The 18,745-nt window shown below is 66.3% G+C and carries 18 protein-coding genes; 8 read left to right on the forward strand and 10 right to left on the reverse strand.

The features are described 5' to 3' along the window. Position 1 precedes the first annotated feature (1 nt). Together F3J44_RS05085 and F3J44_RS05090 are read left to right on the forward strand one after the other, a co-directional pair. Complete coding sequence (locus F3J44_RS05085) at positions 2-676, forward strand: COG3650 family protein (protein WP_167070571.1); 675 nt, start codon at positions 2-4, stop codon at positions 674-676. 103 nt (positions 677-779) lie between these two features. Continuing rightward, the gene (locus F3J44_RS05090) at positions 780-2,387 is read left to right on the forward strand and encodes an NAD(P)/FAD-dependent oxidoreductase (RefSeq protein ID WP_167270952.1); all 1,608 of its coding nucleotides are present in this window, start codon (positions 780-782) and stop codon (positions 2,385-2,387) included. A gap of 226 nt (positions 2,388-2,613) precedes the next feature. Here the strand turns inward: F3J44_RS05090 and F3J44_RS05095 are convergent, their stop codons facing one another. The 6 genes from F3J44_RS05095 to dinG form a co-directional block, all read right to left on the reverse strand. Beyond that, a complete protein-coding gene (locus F3J44_RS05095; RefSeq protein WP_167070569.1) occupies positions 2,614-3,078 on the reverse strand; it encodes a glycine zipper 2TM domain-containing protein in 465 nt (154 codons plus the stop codon). Positions 3,079-3,303: 225 nt separating this feature from the next. Next, the gene (pdxH, locus tag F3J44_RS05100) at positions 3,304-3,951 is read right to left on the reverse strand and encodes a pyridoxamine 5'-phosphate oxidase (protein ID WP_167270954.1); all 648 of its coding nucleotides are present in this window, start codon (positions 3,949-3,951) and stop codon (positions 3,304-3,306) included. 19 nt (positions 3,952-3,970) lie between these two features. Further along, entirely contained in the window at positions 3,971-4,945 is a 975-nt protein-coding gene (locus F3J44_RS05105) for an OmpA family protein (protein ID WP_167270956.1), read from the reverse strand. 99 nt (positions 4,946-5,044) lie between these two features. Continuing rightward, positions 5,045-6,190 (reverse strand): serine hydrolase domain-containing protein, encoded by a 1,146-nt coding sequence (locus tag F3J44_RS05110; RefSeq protein ID WP_167070563.1) that lies wholly within the window; start codon positions 6,188-6,190, stop codon positions 5,045-5,047. A gap of 167 nt (positions 6,191-6,357) precedes the next feature. Continuing rightward, positions 6,358-8,601 carry a beta-galactosidase gene (locus F3J44_RS05115; protein WP_167270958.1) on the reverse strand — a complete coding sequence of 748 codons (2,244 nt, stop codon included), beginning with the start codon at positions 8,599-8,601 and terminating at the stop codon, positions 6,358-6,360. An 81-nt stretch (positions 8,602-8,682) separates the two neighbouring features. After that, positions 8,683-10,827: an ATP-dependent DNA helicase DinG gene (dinG, locus tag F3J44_RS05120; RefSeq protein WP_167070559.1), complete on the reverse strand. Its 2,145-nt coding sequence runs from the start codon at positions 10,825-10,827 to the stop codon at positions 8,683-8,685. Positions 10,828-10,925: 98 nt separating this feature from the next. On the opposite strand from dinG, the gene F3J44_RS05125 reads away from it, so the two are divergent. Further along, entirely contained in the window at positions 10,926-11,390 is a 465-nt protein-coding gene (locus F3J44_RS05125) for a CopD family protein (protein WP_167070557.1), read from the forward strand. Positions 11,391-11,483: 93 nt separating this feature from the next. Here F3J44_RS05125 and F3J44_RS05130 read toward each other — a convergent pair whose 3' ends face one another. The 4 genes from F3J44_RS05130 to F3J44_RS05145 all read right to left on the reverse strand — a co-directional run bounded on the left by F3J44_RS05130 (position 11,484) and on the right by F3J44_RS05145 (position 14,111). Further along, positions 11,484-12,242 (reverse strand): collagen-like protein, encoded by a 759-nt coding sequence (locus F3J44_RS05130; RefSeq protein WP_167270960.1) that lies wholly within the window; start codon positions 12,240-12,242, stop codon positions 11,484-11,486. Beyond that, positions 12,235-12,510: a DUF1145 domain-containing protein gene (locus F3J44_RS05135; RefSeq protein ID WP_167070553.1), complete on the reverse strand. Its 276-nt coding sequence runs from the start codon at positions 12,508-12,510 to the stop codon at positions 12,235-12,237. Before F3J44_RS05135 ends, F3J44_RS05130 begins: the two co-directional genes overlap by 8 nt. A 98-nt stretch (positions 12,511-12,608) precedes the next feature. After that, positions 12,609-13,355: an OmpA family protein gene (locus F3J44_RS30215; RefSeq protein WP_205299702.1), complete on the reverse strand. Its 747-nt coding sequence runs from the start codon at positions 13,353-13,355 to the stop codon at positions 12,609-12,611. Between the two features lie 60 nt (positions 13,356-13,415). Continuing rightward, positions 13,416-14,111 carry an OmpA family protein gene (locus tag F3J44_RS05145; protein WP_167070549.1) on the reverse strand — a complete coding sequence of 232 codons (696 nt, stop codon included), beginning with the start codon at positions 14,109-14,111 and terminating at the stop codon, positions 13,416-13,418. A gap of 159 nt (positions 14,112-14,270) precedes the next feature. On the opposite strand from F3J44_RS05145, the gene F3J44_RS05150 reads away from it, so the two are divergent. From F3J44_RS05150 to F3J44_RS05170, 5 genes are all read left to right on the forward strand, one after another. Next, complete coding sequence (locus tag F3J44_RS05150; protein WP_167070547.1) at positions 14,271-14,765, forward strand: DUF6231 family protein; 495 nt, start codon at positions 14,271-14,273, stop codon at positions 14,763-14,765. Positions 14,766-14,767: 2 nt separating this feature from the next. Beyond that, positions 14,768-15,244, forward strand: coding sequence for a YchJ family protein (locus F3J44_RS05155; RefSeq protein ID WP_167270964.1), 477 nt, complete (start codon positions 14,768-14,770; stop codon positions 15,242-15,244). A gap of 2 nt (positions 15,245-15,246) precedes the next feature. Next, a complete protein-coding gene (locus tag F3J44_RS05160) occupies positions 15,247-15,723 on the forward strand; it encodes an LEA type 2 family protein (RefSeq protein ID WP_167270966.1) in 477 nt (158 codons plus the stop codon). A 7-nt stretch (positions 15,724-15,730) separates the two neighbouring features. Continuing rightward, positions 15,731-15,934, forward strand: coding sequence for an SEC-C metal-binding domain-containing protein (locus tag F3J44_RS05165; RefSeq protein ID WP_012313055.1), 204 nt, complete (start codon positions 15,731-15,733; stop codon positions 15,932-15,934). 244 nt (positions 15,935-16,178) lie between these two features. After that, positions 16,179-18,623 carry a penicillin acylase family protein gene (locus F3J44_RS05170; RefSeq protein WP_167270967.1) on the forward strand — a complete coding sequence of 815 codons (2,445 nt, stop codon included), beginning with the start codon at positions 16,179-16,181 and terminating at the stop codon, positions 18,621-18,623. The last annotated feature ends 122 nt before the right edge of the window (positions 18,624-18,745 follow it).

The raw sequence follows: 18,745 nt of genomic DNA on the forward strand, positions 1-18,745 counted from the left end.
CATGCGCCTCACCCCCACCCTGCTGCTCAGCGCCCTGCTGCCCTTGTTCGCCGGCTGCCAATTGCTGGCCGAGCAACCCCGTGACCCGAACATCGGCACCACGCGCATGCAGGGCGAGCTGAGCGCCAATGGCGGGCGCCTGTTGTTCAAGCCCTGCAGCGAAGCACGCCGCTTCGTGATCAATGACGCCGCCGGCACCGGCATCCTGCAGGAGTCGGCTAGCCTGGCCAAGGACGCCAATGCCAAGCTGTTCGCCGACGTGCGCGGCCGCCTCACCGGCGCCAAGCAGGCCGACAACGACGGCCAGCTGGAGCTCAGCCGCCTGTACCGCCTGGAGCCGTCCACCCACGCCTGCGACGACCCCAACTTCAAGCAGCTGACCCTGCGAGCCAACGGCCACGGGCCGGACTGGGACGTGAAGGCCAGCGGCAAGGGCATGGTCCTCAACCGCGCCGGCAAGGAACCGCTGCCCCTGCCGTTCCTCGAAGAAGAAGTGCCCGGCGGCGGCCTGACCCTCACCAGTGAAGCGAACGGCGAGCACGTGGAACTGTGGGTAGCCCCGCAGCGCTGTGTCGATAGCACCACCGGTGCCGTGCGCCACCTGCGCGCCGAACTGCGTATCGACGGCAAGACCGTGCAGGGCTGCGGCTACTACGGCGGTGCCCGCGACAACTGATCGCCGGGCGCTTTTATCCTGCCAGTCCGGGCGGCTAACAGCTTATACTTGGCGGTTTGTGTAAAGCCGCCGGCCGCCCATGGCCGGGATACTGGACCCTGCCATGCTACGAATCACCGAACTGAAGCTGCCCCTGGACCATCCCGACGAAGCGCTGCGTGAAGCCATCGTTCAGCGCCTGGGCATCCGCGACGAGCAACTGCTCAGCTTCAACCTGTTCAAGCGCAGCTACGATGCGCGCAAGAAGAACAGCGAACTGCTGTTCATCTACACCATCGACCTGCACGCCAGCAACGAAGCCGAACTGCTGCAAAGGTTCGCCGACGACCACAATATCGGCCTGGCCCCGGACGTTACCTACAAGTTCGTAGGCCAAGCCCCTGCCGAGCTCAAGGAGCGCCCGATCGTCGTGGGCTTTGGCCCCTGCGGCATTTTCGCAGGGCTGCTGCTGGCCCAGATGGGCTTCAAGCCGATCATCCTCGAACGTGGCAAGGAAGTGCGCCAGCGCACCAAGGACACCTGGGGCCTGTGGCGTAAAAGCGTGCTCAACCCCGAGTCCAACGTTCAGTTCGGCGAAGGCGGCGCCGGCACCTTCTCCGACGGCAAGCTGTACAGCCAGATCAAGGACCCGAACCACCATGGCCGCAAGGTCCTGGAAGAGTTCGTCAAGGCCGGTGCGCCGGACGAGATCCTGTACATCAACAAGCCGCACATCGGCACCTTCCGCCTGACCGGCATGGTCGAGCAGATGCGCCAGGACATGATCGCCCTGGGCGCCGAAGTGCGCTTCCAGGAAAAGGTTACCGACCTGCTGTGCGAAGACGGCCAACTGACCGGCGTGGTCCTGGAAAGCGGCGAACAGCTGCATTCGCGCCATGTGGTGCTGGCCCTGGGCCACAGCGCCCGCGACACCTTCCGCATGCTGCATGCCAAGGGCGTGTACATGGAAGCCAAGCCGTTCTCGGTCGGCTTCCGTATCGAGCACCCGCAAACGCTGATCGACAAGGCACGCCTGGGCAAGTACGCCGGCCACCCGAAGCTGGGCGCAGCCGACTACAAGCTGGTGTACCACGCCAAGAACGGCCGCTCGGTGTACAGCTTCTGCATGTGCCCAGGCGGCACCGTGGTTGCCGCCACCAGCGAACCGGGCCGGGTCGTGACCAACGGCATGAGCCAGTATTCGCGTAACGAGCGCAATGCCAACTCCGGCATCGTGGTAGGTATCGACCCTGAGCGTGACTACCCAGGTGGCCCGCTGGCCGGTATCGAGTTGCAGGAGCGCCTGGAGGCCCATGCCTACGTGATGGGCGGCAGCAACTACCAGGCACCGGCCCAGCTGGTGGGCGACTTCGTCGCCGGCAAGCCCTCCACCGCCCTGGGCAGCGTCGAGCCTTCGTACAAGCCGGGGGTCACCCTGGGTGACCTGGCGCCGAGCCTGCCGGCCTTCGCCATCGAGGCCATCCGCGAGGCGCTGCCGGCGTTCGACCGGCAGATCAAGGGCTACAACCTGCATGACGCGGTGTTGACCGGGATCGAAACACGCACCTCGTCGCCGCTGCGCATTACCCGTGGCGCAGACTTCCAGAGCCTGAACATGAAAGGATTGTTCCCGGCCGGTGAAGGCGCAGGGTATGCCGGGGGGATTCTCTCGGCCGGTGTTGACGGCATTCGCATTGCCGAGGCCGTGGCCCGCGACATGCTCGGCCTTTAACGAGGCCGCGCTGACGACGTGGCCCGGTAGGAGCGAGCACAGCTCGCGATGGGCTGCAAAGCAGCCCCGGCATTCTGTGCCGCGAAGCTGAAAACCCGGGGCCGCTGCGCGCCCCCATCGCGAGCTGCGCTCGCTCCTACCAGGCTGGCGTAAACCCAGCTGGCCCAGGCCAACAAAAAACCCCGAACAGGCCAAACCTGTTCGGGGTTTTGTTTTACCGCGGCAATCAGTGCGAAACGCGGCTGGTACCGTCAACGGTCATGATGCGAACACGGTCGCCAACGCGGAAGATTTCATTCTGCTGCACCGCCTGCACATAGGCGCGCATGCTGCCGTCATCCTCACGCACGGTAATTTCCACGCCCTGGGTACGGGTGATGCCTTCCTCGGCAGCCGAACCCGCCAGGCCACCGGCCACGGCGCCGATCACAGCGGCCACCAGGCTGCCACGGCCACCGCCCACGGCACTACCGGCCACCCCACCGACGATAGCGCCAGCACCACCGCCGATTGGGGTCTTGGTGCCTTCGATCTTGACTGGGCGCAGGGATTCGATGGTCCCCATGCGCACGGTCTGCACGCGACGGGCTTCATCACGGGAGTAGCTGTCGCCGGTCAGGCTGGAGGCACAGCCCCCCAGCAGCAACGACATGGCGGTAAAAGTTGCCACCAGCAAAGCGGATTTACGCATGGGTACAATCTCCAGAAAACAGGTGTCCATTAGACGCCGCCCAATGACCGCTGTCACGGCGCTGACGCAATATATTTATTTCCATTCAGCCCTTGTACAGCCTCGATGGGCTGGTAAACGGGCATTACAGCGTCAGACCAAGCATAGCCACCGATTACTTCATCGTTGTGCGAGAAGTTGCGGCGTTTGCATGAAAAAGGGGCTGCCAGGCAGCCCCTTGGGAGGTTACGGCGCCAGGCGCTCGCGGGCCCACTGGCCCTCGACCAGGCGGTAGTTCAGGCGGTCATGCAGGCGGCTGGCGCGGCCTTGCCAGAACTCGATGCGCTCAGGCAGCAGGCGGTAGCCGCCCCAATGCTCCGGGCAGTGCGGCTGGGTATCGGCGAAGCGGGCCTCGGTGGCCTTGACCAGGCCTTCAAGCTCCTCGCGGTTGGCAATCACCCGGCTTTGCGGCGAAGCCCAGGCTCCCAGGCGGCTGCCCAGCGGGCGCACCTGGTAGTAGTCATCCGACTCCTGGGCCGTGACTTTCTCCACCCGCCCCTCGATCCGTACCTGGCGCTCCAGCGCCGGCCAGAAGAAGGTCATCGCCGCGAACGGGTTGGCCAGCAGTTGCTGGCCCTTGGCGCTGTCGTAGTTGGTGAAGAAGGTGAAACCGCGTGCATCGAGGCCCTTGAGCAGCAGCACGCGGCAATGCGGGCGGCCCTCGCCATCGACGGTGGCGAGGGTCAGGGCATTGGCCTCCACCGGGGGTTGCTCGGTTTTCACCGCATCGGCGAACCACTGGTGAAACAGCGCAAACGGCTCACCCGGGGCCTGGGCCTCGGCCAGGCCATCACGGGTGTAGTCGCGGCGCATATCGGCCAGGGATTGGGTCATGGCTGCGTTTCCTTGACGATCAGTTGGTCTTCGCAGGGCTGTTGGCGGCTACTTTCTTGTCGGTGGCCGCCGCTTTCTTGGCCGCGGGCTTGGCTGGCGCAGCCTTTTTCTTGGCAGCAGGCTTGGCCGCGGCTTTCTTGGCCACAGGCTTGGCGGCAGCCTTGGCGGCTGGTTTCTTGGTTTCAGCGGGCTTGGCGACGGGCTTGGCATCCTGTACCGCCACCATTGCGGCCGGGGCTTGCACAGGCACAGCCTTCTGGTACTTGGCCAGCAGGGCGAGCATGGTGTTCTGCGGCGTCAGCAGCATTTCCACACGGCGGTTCAGGGCGCGGCCTTCGGCGCTGTCGTTGGCGGCACGTGGCATTTCCGAGCCCATGCCCTTGAGCGACAGGCGGTCACGCTGCAGGCCGCTCAGGCGGAAAATGGCCGACACCGAGGCGGCGCGCTCCAGGCTCAGTTTCTGGTTGGCCGCCGCAACGCCGCTGCTGTCGGCATGGCCGAGTACCAGTACGGCGGTTTTCGAGTCACCCTCGACGGCCTTGGCCACGCGAGTGATCGGTGCCAGGGTCATCGGCAGCAGCATGTTCGGGCGGTCTGGGTTGTACGAGCTGTCGACCGGAATGATCACCACCAGCACGTTTTCGCGGCGTTCAAGTTCCAGCTTGCTGTCCTTGACGGCTTCACGCAGCTTGGGCTCGTACTGGTCGAGCCAGGCCTGGGTGGCCTTCTCGTCGATCTTCGGTACGACCGGCCCTTTGGCCGCCTGCTCATCACTGCCGAACGGCCACCACCAGTGGCTGGCGCTCTCGGACTTGGCATCGGCCTTGGCCACGTTCTCGGTGACAGCGGCCTTCACTTCCTGGTCGGCCACTTTGTCCGAACCGAAGGGCCACCAGCTGCTGCTACTGTCCTGGGAGGCGTCCTGGGAATGGCTGGCGCAACCGGTCATGGCGGCCAGGCAAAGGGCAAGAGCTAAGGTTTTATGTGAAGACATCAGCGATACACCATGAATTAGAAAGATATTTTGCCAACGCACTTCTGGCGTTGGCATTGAGGATAGTCAAAGGGGTCGCGTAATACCCGCATTACCCGATCAAAGGCAAGTGCCCAGTACACGCACCAGCTGCTGGGCGCGGGGGTCCATCAGCACGTAGGGGCCGAGGGTGTTGACCACGAAGCCGAAGGCCACGTCGTGCTCCGGGTCGGCGAACCCCACCGAACCGCCAGCACCTGGGTGGCCGAAGGCACGGGCGCCCAGGCCGAAGGTGGCGTTGGCGACAGCAGGCTGGTCGAGCATGCAGCCCAGGCCGAAACGGGTCTGGGTCAGCAAGGTGCGGTCTTGGCCAAGGCTGTGCTCGCGGGTCAGCTCGTCGAGCAGTTCCGATTCGAGCAGGCTGCCGTCGAGCAGGCCGGCGTAAAAACCTGCAAGGCTGCGGGCATTGCCGTGGCCATTGGCCGCTGGCTGCTGCATGCGCCGCCATTCAGGTTTGTTGGTGCTGGTAAGGATCGCTGGCGGGTTGGTGAAGGCGCGGGTCGACAGCGCTTCAGGCTCGCGCATGGTCACCTGCAGCAAGCGCTGGGCGGCGGCATCGCCAGGGTTGCCCTTGCCACGGGCGATATGGGCAACGCGGTAGAATTCCTCATCGGCCAGGCCCACGTGGAAGTCCAACCCCAGCGGCCGCGCGGTGCGCGCCACGATCGACTCGCCAGGGCCACGGCCATCGGCGCGGCGGATCAGCTCGCCAATCAGCCAGCCGTAGGTGATGGCGGCATAGCCATGCTCAGTACCGGGCGCCCACCAGGGCGTTTCGGCGGCCAGCGCAGCAACCATGGCCTGCCAGTCGTACAGGGCTTCTGCGGGCAGCAGCTCGCGAATGGCCGGCAGGCCTGCGCGGTGGCTGAGCAACTGGCGCAGGGTAATGCTGCCCTTGCCGGCCTGCTCGAATTCAGGCCAGTAGCGCGCCACCGGGGCATCCAGGGCCAGCTTGCCCTCGCCCACCAGCTGCAGCGCGGTGACTGCCGTGAAGGTTTTGGTGCAGGAGAACAGGTTGGCGATGGTATCGCTGTGCCAGGCCTGCTGGCCGTCCTTGTCGGCGCTGCCGGCCCAGAGGTCGACGACGGTTTCGCCGCCAACCTGGATGCACAGCGCCGCGCCACGCTCCTGGGGATCGTCGAACAACGCCGCGAACGCTTCGCGCACGGCTTCGAACTTCAGCTCATAGTGACCCTGGATCTGCACCCGCCTGTTCTCCGTACTGCCTGGCTGACAAAGGCGTGCATTGTTTCAGTAGTTGGCGGTTTTGCAAACTGGCTATAGCTGTGTGGTCGCGATGAAAATCCCCCTCTGTGGAGGGATCTTGCGGCCTGTTCGCGAGTGAGGCCGCTTGCACAGGGAGCTTGCCGCGCTCAAGGCTTGCTTTTTTCCAGTTGGCTGCGCAACTGACCAATGGCTTGCAGGTTGCCCTTGCGCACGGCCTCGACGAACCCTGGGTACGGCACATCGGTGATCGCCACCAAGCCCAGGTGGCCGTTCTCCCCATCGAGCAGGCGCCCGCTGGCCGGTTGGTCGAGGTACTGGAACCAGTGCGCGCCGACGATCATCGGTTGCGCCAGCGCCGCCTTGAGGAAATTGCCATAGGCCGGCCCGCGGTCTTCTTCATGCGCCACCTCCAGCGGCCCCGGCCAGAATGGCCCACGGTCGCGGGAACCGAACTGGAATTCGGACACCAGCACCGGCTTGTCCAGCTCGGCCAGGCGGGCGAAGTCGTAACCGTCCTCGGGCTTGAGGGTATAGAAGTTGAAACTCAGCACATCGCAGAACTCGGCGCAGGCCTTGACCGCTTCCGGCGTGCTCACGGCATAGCGCCCACCCAGCAGCAGGTGGTTGGGCGCATGCCACTTCAGTGCATCGGCAATGGTCTTGAAGTAGGTTTCGGCGAACACCTGCTGGAAATATTGATAGTCCCGTTCGATTTCCGGGTGCTCCGGGTTAGGCAGCGGCGCCTCGAAGCCCGGGTCTTCCATCAATTCCCAGGCCGGCAGCTCGATACCCCAGGCCTTGGACAGCCCCTCCTGGTTGCGGTACTTGTCACGCAGCTGCTTGAGGAAGGCGCGCTTGGCCGGCACGTCGGTGGTCAGGCGCAGGGTGCCGTAGGCCAGGCCGTAGCGGGCCTTGGGGTCGTTGCCGGGGGCGGCCCAGGCCAACTCGTTGTCGGCGAAATAGCCGATCAGCCACGGGTCGTCGCGGTGGTCGCGCGCCGCGATGGCCACGGCGCGCTCGGTGGCCATGGCGAAACGCGGGTCGAACGGGTCGGGCATGCGCCCCCACCAGTCCATGCCCGTGCTGATGCTGGCATAGTCGCCGACGATCGACAGCGGCAGGGTGTAGGGCATGCGCTTGGCCTGGGCCAGGGCCGGGTCGCTCCAGTTGCCCAGGGTGTTGAAACCCCAGCCCTGCAGGCGGTCCAGGGCGTGGGCCTGCCAGCGCTCGGCATCCAGCGCCGGTGCCGGGCACGGTGCTGCGGCCTGGCCTTGCACGGCGGGCGGGCAAGGTTGACCATAGGTACGCTGGATATTGGCAGCGTAGAAGTCGAACCAGCGCCCTTTCTTGAACCCGCGGCCTTGCGAGGAGGCGTTGCCGTCGTCGTTGTTGCCCTCGCCGTAGAAGGCCGACAGGCCATCGGCTGCGCCTGGCAGGGCTTTGAACATGGCCTCGCGGCCCTCGATGTAGGTGCGCCCGCCGTCATCAGCCACGGCGTTGACCCCCAGCGAGAAGAACGGATGGCCTTCGGGGGTGACCAGGAACCAGTGCCCGTCACGCTTTTCGGTGCGGAAAAAACCCTTGGCGGCGAACGGCTGCCCAACCACCACGCCACCGTAGCTGTCCAGTTGCAACTTCTGGCGCTCGGCCAGCCAGCCCTTGAGCTGCTGCTGTTCGCGGTTGTCGGCGGCCTTGAGTTGTTCGTCGCTGGCGATTTTTTCAGGCCAGTGCCCGCGGGTGGACTGGCCATAGCCGTCGATCAGCTCGCGGTAGGCGGCCTGGTAGGCCTGGTCGTCATCCTGCAGGCCGACCTTCTCGATCAACAGGTTCTGCGCGGCTTTCGGGCTGGGAATGCTCAAGCTGACCGAGGCCACCTGCTTGAGGTCCACTTCACCCACGCTGCTGGTCAACAACACCCGCTGCCCCTCGTAGGCCCACGGCATCGGTGGGCCAGCCCGCATGCCCTGGCTCAGCGGCGAGCGGGCCTTGAGCGGCACCATCACGGTTTGCGCAGGGCCGGCCGGCAGGTCGATGCGGCTGGTGAGGGTGCGCCCGTCGCTGCCTTGCACCGTGACGTCGACGGTCAAGGCCCAGTCCTGGGCACTTTGCATGCGCAAGGTCAGAAACTGCCCGGCGGACCAATCCCACGCCCCCGCCCCGCCCTGTGGGCTCAGGCGCAGGGTGGGCCGTTCCACAGGGTTGAACACCACCCGCCGCAGCACCTCGCCCTCGGCTGTCTGCTCGGCGTTGTACTGGGGCATGCCGGTGCCTTCGGTGGCCACTGCAACCACCGATGCCGGGCGCACGAAACTGAACAGCGTCTGTTGCCCGGCCAGCAGTGGCGAGCAGAACAACAGGGTGATTACGGCGGGCAGGGTGCGGCGGATCATAGGGCTGGGGTTCTCCTTCCGGACCCTCATGAGCCCGCGACTGAGTAGTGGACAACGGGCCGGCGCATCATGCTCCGGCCGTCAGGAAATCTCCCGCCGAAATGGCGGCAGCGCATTGAGGATAGCCTTGCCGTAGCGCTGCGTGACCAGGCGCCGGTCCAGCAAGGTGATGACGCCGCGGTCCTGTTCGGTACGCAGCAGCCGGCCACAGGCCTGGATCAGCTTCAGCGAAGCGTCGGGCACGGCAATTTCCATGAACGGGTTGCCGCCACGGGCCTCGATCCATTCCGCCAACGCCGCCTCGACCGGGTCGTCGGGAACCGAGAAGGGAATCTTGGCGATGACCACGTGCTCGCAATAGGCACCCGGCAGGTCGACACCCTCGGCGAAGCTGGCCAGGCCGAACAGTACGCTGTGCTGGCCGTCATCGACGCGCGCCTTGTGCTTGTTCAGCGTTTCCTGCTTGGACAGGTTGCCCTGGATCAGCACCAGCTTGCGCCAGTCCCGGTCCAGGCCATCGAACACATCCTGCATCTGCTTGCGCGAGGAGAACAGCACCAACGCGCCGCGGGCGTCCTCGACGATGTTCGGCAGCTCGCGGATGATCGCGGCCGTGTGCGCCGCCGCATCGCGGGGGTCGGCCTTGAGGTCGGGCACTCGCAGCAAGCCGGCGTCGCCGTGCACGAACGGGCTTGGCACCACGCAGGTCACGGCATCACGCGGTAAACCCGAGCGCATGCGGAAGCGGTCGAACTTGCCCAATGCGGTGAGCGTTGCCGAGGTGACCAGGGCGCCATGGGCCACGCTCCACAGGCTGCGGCGCAGCATCTCGGCGGCGAGGATGGGGCTGGCATTGACCTCGATGTCGAACAGCGCGCCGCTTTCGGCCAGGGTCAGCCAGCGCGCCATGGGCGGGCTGTCTTGCGGGTCTTCGGCGGTGAAGGCGGTCCACAGCTCCCAGTTGCCCTGGGCACGGGTGACCAGGCTGCCGAACAGCGGGTACCACTCTTCGGCCTGGTGGCTGGCGATGCCGATATTGACCTCGCCGTCCATGCCTTCCTTGAGCAGGTCGGCCAGGCGGGTGAACAGGTCGTTGAGGCGGGCGAAGCCCTTTTTCAGCTCGATGCCCACCTCGCGGATTTGCTCGGGCACCACGCCGCCTTCGAAGCGGTAGCGCGGGCGTTCGCGGCCTTCGGTGTCCTCGGTGGGGCGAAAATCTGCAATCTGTTCGCACAGGGTGAACATGAACTGCTGCTGGGTACGCACTTCCCGGGCCAGCTCCGGCACCTGCTCGATGTACTTGCCCAGGTCGCCCGGCAACGGGTGCTGGGCCAGCAGCTTGGTCAGGTTCTTGGCCGTCTGCTCCAGCCAGTCGGCGGTGGAGCGCAGGCGCGAATAGTGGGCGAAGTGGCCGATGGCCTTGTCCGGCAGGTGGTGGCCTTCGTCGAACACGTACACCGTGTCGCGCGGGTCGGGCAGCACCGCGCCGCCGCCCAGGGCCAGGTCGGCCAGGACCATGTCGTGGTTGGTGACGATCACGTCGACCTTGCCCATGCCTTCGCGGGCCTTGTAGAACACGCACTGCTGGAAGTTCGGGCAATGGCGGCCGGTGCACTGGCTGTGGTCGGTGGTCAGGCGCGCCCAGTCCTGGTCCTCGATGGCCTCGGACCAGCTGTCTCGGTCACCGTCCCAGCGGTTGCCGGCCAGCTTCTCGATCATGCTGTTGAACAGCTTCTGGCTGCGCTCGTCGACTTCGATACGGAAGCCTTCTTCCTCGAACAGCTGGGCGGTGGCCGACTGGGCATGGCCTTCCTGCAGCAGGATGTCGAGCTTGGACAGGCACAGGTAGCGGCCACGGCCCTTGGCCAGGGCGAAGCTGAAGTTCAGGCCGCTGTTGCGCATCAGGTCGGGCAGGTCCTTGAACACGATCTGTTCCTGCAGGGCCACGGTCGCGGTGGCGATCACCAGGCGCTTGCCAGCCGCCTTGGCGGCCGGAATGGCGGCCAGGCTGTAGGCGACCGTCTTGCCGGTACCGGTGCCCGCCTCCACCGCCACCACGGCAGGCTCACCGGCACGGCGGCCTTCGTCGTCGCAGGCGATGTCGCCCAGCACCTTGGCCACTTCGGCGATCATCAGGCGCTGGCCATAGCGTGGCTTGAGGCTCTTGGCTTCGAGAAAACGCGAATAGGCGCCCTGGATGGTGGCTTTGAGTTCGTTGCTGATCATGGTCTGCAGGCGCCCGGAGGGCTGGATATATTTTCAGTGTTTCGCATGGGGCGGCTATCATACCCCGCTATTGCCCTTTGTGCCGCATGGAGATCCGGATGCTTGCCTTTGCCCTGCCCTACACACTGCATGTTGTTGCCGCCCTGGTTTGGGTCGGCGGCATGTTCTTCGCCTGGCTGGTGCTACGGCCGGCAACGGTTGCAGCCCTTGAAGGGCCTGCCCGCCTGCGCCTGTGGGTGGAAGTTTTCCGACGCTTTTTCGTCTGGGTCTGGCTGGCGGTGGCGATTCTGGCGATAAGTGGTATCGGCATGTTGCACCTGCGCTTCAGCGGCTTCGAGACAGCGCCCAAGTACGTGCATGTGATGATCGGCGGCGGGATCGCCATGTTTGCCCTGTTCATGCGCATCCAGGCGTTGTTGCTGCCGGAGCTGAAGGCGGCGGTGCAGGCCGAGGATTGGCCGACGGGTGCGGCGGTGCTGGGGCGGATCCGACGGATGGTGGGGGTGAATTTGCTCCTGGGGTTGGCGGTGGTGGCGGTGGCCAGTTCGCGGTTGGTGGTGTGAGGGGTAAGGCGGGGGATTTTTGGCGCCAGTGAGATCGAGCGCCGCCCGCGCGGCGCTCGATCTCACAGCCCCCACACCTCCAAAGCCAGGAACTCACAAGCGCTGCAGAATCAACTCCCCCTCGGCCCCTGCCAGCCCCGGTTGCCCCGCCTGCCCCGGCCTGCCATTGGCCCCGGCATCGGTACGATAAACCAGGCACCCTTTGCTCGCCCCACCTTTGCCGGCCTTGCCCGCAGCCCCGGCCTTGCCCGGCGCCCCGCCATCCAGGCGCACAGCGATGCGCTCCTGCGGAAAACCTTGCGGCACGCTCAGGCGAATCCGCCCACCGGGCGCACCATCGTGGCCATTGCCACCGTCATCACCATTGGCGCCGCGGCTGGCCTGGCCCCAGGTGCAGCCCCCGGCCTGGCCGTTGGCACCGTCGAGGCCCACATAGCCAGGCGCACCCGCACCACCGCGGGCGTCGATGGCCAGGCGCTCGGCCTCCACTTCAACGAACCGAAGCTCCAGGCTGCGGCCCGAGCGTGCCGGGCGCTCATAGCTGCCAGGGGCGCCCGGGGCGCTGAACTCACTGCCCTCGGCCAATGTGGCAGCGCGCGCCTCGATGCGCAGCGGCGTGTCCGAAGGGGCAATGGCGATACGCGCGTCGCGGCCCAGTTCCAGGTGGTCGATCTTCAATTCAGCGAGCGAAGCCGGCAACAGCAAGGTGGCTGAGTCGGCCACGCGCAGTTGCTCCAGGTGCACGCTGGCCGACTTGTTGGGCAGGCGCAGCATGGAATGGCTGGCCACCTCCAGGCTCTGGGCCTGGGCCAGCGGAGCGGCCAATGCCGCCATCAACATCAATTTACGCACGGCGGGGCGCCTCCTGCGGACGCGGAATGGACATGACATGAAAGATACCCGTGAGCAGGATCTGCAAACGGTCGAACCAGCGGTGGCTGCGCCCACGCAGGCTGCCATTGAAAAACAGCACTTCAAGCAGGTGCAGGCCGAGCAGGAAGGCGCCGATGGCATTGAGCAACAGGTTGAACGGCAATGGCTGTGGCATCAGCAGGTTGAACAGCGCCACGCCCCAGAAAGCCACAGTCAGGACCTTGCCCAGGCCCAGGATCACCTTCATAACCCCGCCCCTACTGCTTTATTGTTGTGACCACGCGGCCCACGCCCGTGGGCCGCGCGCCAACAGTACCTGCCTGGCGCAGAACACGCCAGCGCAGGTCAGTTCAGGTGCAGGTCCACCCGTCGGTTGTGGGCCCGGCCTTCCTCGGTGTCGTTGTCGGCCACCGGTTCGCTCTTGCCACGGCCTTCGCTGGTCACCTTCTGCGGCGCCAGGCCCTGGCTGATCAGGTACTCGGCGACACTGGCGGCGCGGCGTTCGGAGAGTTTCTGGTTGTAGGCATCGGAGCCTACGCTGTCGGTGTGGCCCACCACCTTGATCTTGTTCACGCCCAGCTCATTGAGGCGCGGCAACAGGCTTTGCAGGCGCTGCTGGGCGGGCATGCTGAGGTCGGCGGAGTTGAAGGCGAACATCACCTGACCCTGGTCGTCGAGGCTGATGACCTCGGCCTTGGCTTCAGGTTCGGGGGCAGGTTGGGACGGCGGGTAGTTGGGCAACGGGCAACCCATGTGGTCGACCGGGGTGTTGGCGGGGGTGTCGGGGCAGCGGTCGCGGCGGTCGAACACGCCGTCGCCATCCTCGTCGCCGTCGTGGGCGTAGCAGATCAGGCCACCGGCGATCAGGCCCAGGGCACCGCCGCCTGCAGCCCAGCTGGAACTCTCGATGGCGCCAAGGCCACCACCGACCACGCCGCCGATCAGGCTGCACAGGGGCCAGGTCCTTTGATTAAGCGGCGCACTGCCATCGCTGTGGGTGGCGCAACCTGTAAGCAGGCTAGCTGCCACCAGCAACGGCAACGCTGCCTTCGACATCACACTCATCATGAATGCTCCTTTGTCCGCGGCCATGAACGGCTCGCTGGAGTAAAGACGCGCCCGCGCCACTTCTCAAGGCGCGGGCGTACATCGTCAGCGCTGAATCTTGATCTCCGTGCGACGGTTCATGGCGCGCCCCTCGGCCGTGGCGTTGTCGGCCACCGGCTGGGTTTCCCCGGCACCTACCACCGAAACGAAGCTGGCACGCGGCACGCCGCTCTCGATCAGGTAGTCGGTGACCGAATGGGCGCGGCGCTCGGACAGTTTCTGGTTGTAGTGGTCGGAGCCGACGCTGTCGGTGTGGCCAGTGACCGTCAGGCGCGCGCTGGGCGCTTCCTGTTTCAGGCGCGTGGCCACGGTGCTCAGGCGCTGCTTGTCGGTGCCGGTCAGGCGGGCGGAGTTGAACTCGAAGTGCACGTCACGGATGACGATCACTTCTTCCTTCTGCACCACCACTTCCTCCACCACCGGTGGTGGGGGTGGCAGCGGGCAGCCGGTGGCATCGACTTTCACCCCGTGTGGCGTGCCCGGGCACTTGTCGCGGCTGTTCAACACGCCGTCGCCGTCGTCGTCGCCATCGCCATGGGCCCAGCAGTAGCCCGCCGCCAGGCCACCGCCCAGCAGCGCGCCCCAGCCGGCCCAGCTGGAGCTCTCGATGGCACCCAACGCGGCGCCGCCGACGCCCCCGACGGCCGCACACTTCGGCCAGTCGGTTTTTTGCAAACCTGCACATCCAGTCAACACGCTGGTGAGCAGTACCAGGGGGATTGCTGTGCGAACTATGCTCATTTCGTTGCGTCTCCTAGGGGGAATCGGCATAAGGCCGATCTGAGGGAGTAAAGACCGCGCCATCCATCCCTGCCAGCGATAAGCCATGACGGGGCCACATGCCCCTTTGCCCGCGCGCGCCGGCCCGCTAGTCTTGGAAGACCTGAACGAGGACTGGCAATGACCGACGGTTTTTCCCAACGCACCCCGCAGCAGGCCCTGGCGGCCCTGCTCGACCGCTTCGCCCCGCAACGCCTGTTGCTGGTAGGCACCCGTTTTCCCGCCCTGGAGGCCTTTGCCCAGGCGCACCCCCAGGCCACCCTCGAAACCTGCGAGCCAGGGCCGCTCCCGCCAGCGTTGGCGGCCCAGCGCTTCGACCTGGCGTTGCTGGTCGATTGCCTGGAGCACCTGCCCAAGCGCAGTGGCCTCGAATTGCTCGGTGGCATCCGCAACCTCAATGCCAGCCGTGTCGCGGTGCTGGCCGACTTGGCGGCCAGCGGCTGGCAGGACACCGACTTCTTCGCCCTGGCCCTGTCGGCCAGCGAGAAATTCCGCCGCGACGAGCAGGTGTTGAGCCTGTTCACCTATGATCTACATGACTACAAGCAAGTCCCGGACTGGCTCAACGCCAGGTTCTGGGCCAACCCTGAAAACTTTGGCAAGTATTGGTGGTGATGATGAGTGTCTCGGTCTGCCCTTGTGGCAGCGGCAACCTGCTCGACGCCTGCTGCGGGCACTACCACGCCGGCACCCCGGCGCCAGACGCGCAAACGCTGATGCGCTCGCGCTACAGCGCCTATGTGCTGGGCCTGGTCGACTACCTGGTGGCCACCACCCTGCCCGCCCAGCAGCCAGGCCTGGACCGCGCCGCCATGGCGGCCTGGAGCGCGCAAAGCACCTGGCTCGGCCTTGAAGTGGAAGGCGCCGAGGTGCTCGGCGGCCAGCCCGAACATGCGTTCGTCACCTTCACCGCACGCTGGCACGACCAGGAAGGCGACCACCGGCACCGCGAGCGCTCGGCGTTCGTCCAGCACGGCCAGCGCTGGTACTTCATCGACCCCACCGTAGGGCTCAAGGCCGGCCGCAACGACCCCTGCCCCTGCGCCAGCGGGCAGAAGTTCAAGAAATGCTGCGCCAGCTACGTCGGTAACTGAACATGCCAAGCGCCCCCCGCCTGCTCCTGCTCAGCGCTTTGCTGGCACTGCTGGCGGGCTGCGCGAGCTGGGGCAGCGACGACTGGCGCGAGCCCCAGGTGCACCTGGTAGAAATCGAAACGGTCAAGGCGCGCCTGCTGCAACAGGAGTTCGTGCTGCACCTGCGCATCGACAACCCCAACGACAGCCGCCTGTTCATCCGCAGCCTGAACTACACCCTGTGGCTCAACGACCTGCGCCTGGCCGAGGACGAGGTCAGCGTCTGGCGCAGTGTCGGCGGGCATGCCCGGCGCACCTTCAAGGTCACCGCCCGGACCAACCTGTGGCAGCACCTCAAGCCGCTGGCCAAGCTGCTCAAGAGTGGGCAACCGCTGCAGTACCGGCTGCAGGGCGAGCTGGAAACCGGGCTGCTCATCCATCGGGACCTGCACTTGTCGCGCAGTGGTGAGATAATCCCCGGCGATTTCATACCGGAGTAACCCTGCAATGACCCAACAACCCCATGTTCATGGCCCTGACTGCAACCACGGTCACGATCACCACCACGATCACGACCACGGCCATGTGCACGGCCCGCACTGCAACCACGGCCACCAGGAGCCGGTGCGCAACGCCCTGAAGGACGTTGGCCGCAACGACCCATGCCCGTGCGGCAGCGAGAAGAAATTCAAGAAGTGCCACGGTGCCTGAGGGCGCCCTGTAGCGCCTGGAAGATCGAGCGCCGCGCGTGCGGCGCATCGCGAGCTGCGCTCGCTCCTACATCTGTTTCGCTGTAGGAGCAGCGGTGCGGCGACCCGACTTGCCTGCGATACGCCGCGCAGGCGGCGCTCGATTTGCGCCTCACACAACCCTCACGCCAAGCACGCCGCCCCCCACACCGGCATGCTACCTTTACCGCCTTCCAACCCCGCCACATCTCGCAGGAGCCCCTGTCATGGCCGCCCCCGTCCTTCCTCCCTTCCGCCCGCGGTTCGCCACCGCCGCCGCCACGTTGCTCGGCATGCTCGGGCTCGCCGGCTGCCAGATGGGCGGTTACCAGGACAGCGTGCCGCCGACCACCGGCGTGCAGCCGCTCAAGGGCCTGGCGCAGAACGTGTCGGTGCGGCGCAATGCCATGGGTGCGCCGCTGATCGAAAGCAGCAGCTTCCACGACGCCCTGTTCAGCCTCGGCTACGTGCATGCGGGCGACCGCATCGAGCAGATGCTCGCCATGCGCCTGCTCGCCCAGGGCCGCCTGGCGGAGCTGGCCGGCAGCGAAGCGCTGGACATCGACCGGCTGATGCGCGCCGCCAACCTCAAGCAAACCGCCGCCCAGCAGTACGCCGACGCCTCGCCACGGCTCAAGCGCTTTTTCGAGGTGTATGCCCGTGGGGTCAACGCCTACCTGTTCCGCTACCGCGACAAACTGCCCGCCGACCTCGCCAGCAGTGGCTACCGCCCGGAATACTGGAAGCCCGAGGACTCGGCGCTGATCTTCAGCCTGTATGCCTTCAGCCAGTCGGTAAACCTGCAGGAAGAACTCAGCGCCCTGACCCTGGCGCAGAAAGCCGGCAGCGACAAACTCGCCTGGCTGCTGCCCGGCGCGCCAGACGAACCGCTGGCCGAAGGCGAAGCTGAAAAGCTCAAGGGCCTGAACCTGAGCAGCCAACTGCCGGGCCTGGCCGCCCTGGCCGCCGCCAGCCAGAAGCTTGCCGACCTGGACCTGCTCGGCAGCCCGGGCTCGGCCAACCTGGCCCTGGGCCCACAGCGCAGCCGCAGCGGCAAAAGCCTGCTGGCCAGCGACAGCCGCGCCGCCTGGGCCCTGAGCCCGGTGCAGATCCACACCGGCAAGTATCAGGTTGCCGGCCTGTCGCTGCCGGGCCTGCCCATCGTGCTGGCCGGCTACAACGGCAAACTGGCCTGGAGCAGCAGCGCGGTGATGGCCGACAACCAGGACCTGTACCTGGAACAACTGCGCCACAGCGGCAGCCAAGTCAGCTACCTGGCCGATGGCAAGTGGCAAGCGGCGCGCGCGCGCAGCGAAACCTTCTTCGTGCGCGGCCAGCGCCCGCTGCGCGAGGTGATGTACGACACCCGCCATGGCACGTTGCTGCCCCAGCCCGGCAACCCCAGCCTTGGCCTGGCCCTGAACCTGCCGCAACTCAAGGGTGACCGCAGCCTGGACGCGCTATTCGACCTGACCCGTGCGCAAAATGTGGAGCGAGCCTTCGACACCACCCGCGAAATTGGCGCCGCCGCGTTGAACTTCGTGTTCGCCGAACCCGAGCACATCGGCTGGCAGGTCAGCGGCCGCTACCCCAACCGCCGTGAAGGCCAGGGCCTGCTGCCCTCGCCGGGCTGGGACGGGCGCTACGACTGGGACGGTTTCGCCGATGCGATGCTGCACCCCTATGACCAGGACCCGCCCTCGGGTTGGATCGGCCACGCCAACCAGCGCAGCCTGCCACGCGGTTATGGCATGCAGCTGTCCAACACCTGGTACTACCCCGAGCGTGCCGAACGCCTGGGCCAGCTGGCCGGCAACGGCCGCCACGACAGCCGCAGCCTGATGGCCCTGCAAAATGACCAGGTGACCCTGCTGGCCGGCAAGCTCAAGCAAATGTTCGACGCCCCGGGCATGGCCCAGCCGCTCAAGCAGGCCATCGATGCGCTGCCCGCCGGCCAGCGCGACAAGGCGCGTGACGCCCTGGCCCGGCTCAAGGCCTTCGATGGCCGCCTGAGCCCGGTGTCGGCGGATGCGGCGCTGTACGAGCTGTTCCTCCAGGCCTTTGCCAAACAAACCTTCCTTGACGAACTGGGCCCCGAGTCCAGCCCGGCCTGGCAGGCCTTCGTCAGCAATGCCCGGTTGTCGTACTCGGCCCAGGCCGACCACCTGCTCGGCCGCGAGGACAGCCCGTTCTGGGATGACCGCACCACGCCGCAGAAGGAAGACAAGCCCGCCATCCTCGCCCGCAGCCTGGCTGCCGCCGTGGATGCCGGCACCGCGCAGTTGGGCGGTGACATGCGCGCCTGGCAGTGGGGCAAGCTGCACCAGTACCGCTGGCCGGCACCGGCCTACCATGGCCTGGGCGATGCACTGAGCCATTCGCCGATGGCTGCCGGTGGCGACTTCACCACTCTGGCCCTGACCCCGTATGCCTGGGGCAGCGACTTCGACACCCGCCTGCCGGCCTCGGCGCGGATGATCGTCGATTTCGGCCAGGCCGAGCCGCTGCAGGTGCTGACCAGCTCCGGCCAGTCGGGCAACCCAGCCAGCGGGCATTACAGCGACGGGCTGGATGCCTGGTTCAAGGGGGGCTTCATGAGCTTGCCGTTGCAGCCGCAGAATTTTGCCCGGGCTTATGGTAGCCAGCGGTTGACATTGGTGCCGGGGCGGTAGGTACGGTTTGGGATGTTTGGCGCCTGTGAGATCGAGCGCCGCCCGCGCGGCGCTTCGCGAGCTGCGCTCGCTCCTACGTTTGTTTCGGGCCAGTGTTCATGTTGCCTGCGCACGCGGCCCCT

Origin of the sequence: Pantoea sp. Tr-811, from assembly GCF_011752535.1 — a bacterium.
Classification (GTDB): domain Bacteria; phylum Pseudomonadota; class Gammaproteobacteria; order Pseudomonadales; family Pseudomonadaceae; genus Aquipseudomonas.

Coding starts and splice junctions, on each gene's coding strand:
- F3J44_RS05085 (WP_167070571.1), top strand. CDS start 2: ATGCGCCTCACCCCCACCCTGCTGCTCAGCGCCCTGCTGCCCTTGTTC.
- F3J44_RS05090 (WP_167270952.1), top strand. CDS start 780: ATGCTACGAATCACCGAACTGAAGCTGCCCCTGGACCATCCCGACGAA.
- F3J44_RS05095 (WP_167070569.1), bottom strand. CDS start 3,078: ATGCGTAAATCCGCTTTGCTGGTGGCAACTTTTACCGCCATGTCGTTG.
- pdxH (WP_167270954.1), bottom strand. CDS start 3,951: ATGACCCAATCCCTGGCCGATATGCGCCGCGACTACACCCGTGATGGC.
- F3J44_RS05105 (WP_167270956.1), bottom strand. CDS start 4,945: ATGTCTTCACATAAAACCTTAGCTCTTGCCCTTTGCCTGGCCGCCATG.
- F3J44_RS05115 (WP_167270958.1), bottom strand. CDS start 8,601: ATGATCCGCCGCACCCTGCCCGCCGTAATCACCCTGTTGTTCTGCTCG.
- dinG (WP_167070559.1), bottom strand. CDS start 10,827: ATGATCAGCAACGAACTCAAAGCCACCATCCAGGGCGCCTATTCGCGT.
- F3J44_RS05125 (WP_167070557.1), top strand. CDS start 10,926: ATGCTTGCCTTTGCCCTGCCCTACACACTGCATGTTGTTGCCGCCCTG.
- F3J44_RS05135 (WP_167070553.1), bottom strand. CDS start 12,510: ATGAAGGTGATCCTGGGCCTGGGCAAGGTCCTGACTGTGGCTTTCTGG.
- F3J44_RS30215 (WP_205299702.1), bottom strand. CDS start 13,355: ATGGCCGCGGACAAAGGAGCATTCATGATGAGTGTGATGTCGAAGGCA.
- F3J44_RS05145 (WP_167070549.1), bottom strand. CDS start 14,111: ATGAGCATAGTTCGCACAGCAATCCCCCTGGTACTGCTCACCAGCGTG.
- F3J44_RS05150 (WP_167070547.1), top strand. CDS start 14,271: ATGACCGACGGTTTTTCCCAACGCACCCCGCAGCAGGCCCTGGCGGCC.
- F3J44_RS05155 (WP_167270964.1), top strand. CDS start 14,768: ATGAGTGTCTCGGTCTGCCCTTGTGGCAGCGGCAACCTGCTCGACGCC.
- F3J44_RS05160 (WP_167270966.1), top strand. CDS start 15,247: ATGCCAAGCGCCCCCCGCCTGCTCCTGCTCAGCGCTTTGCTGGCACTG.
- F3J44_RS05165 (WP_012313055.1), top strand. CDS start 15,731: ATGACCCAACAACCCCATGTTCATGGCCCTGACTGCAACCACGGTCAC.
- F3J44_RS05170 (WP_167270967.1), top strand. CDS start 16,179: ATGGCCGCCCCCGTCCTTCCTCCCTTCCGCCCGCGGTTCGCCACCGCC.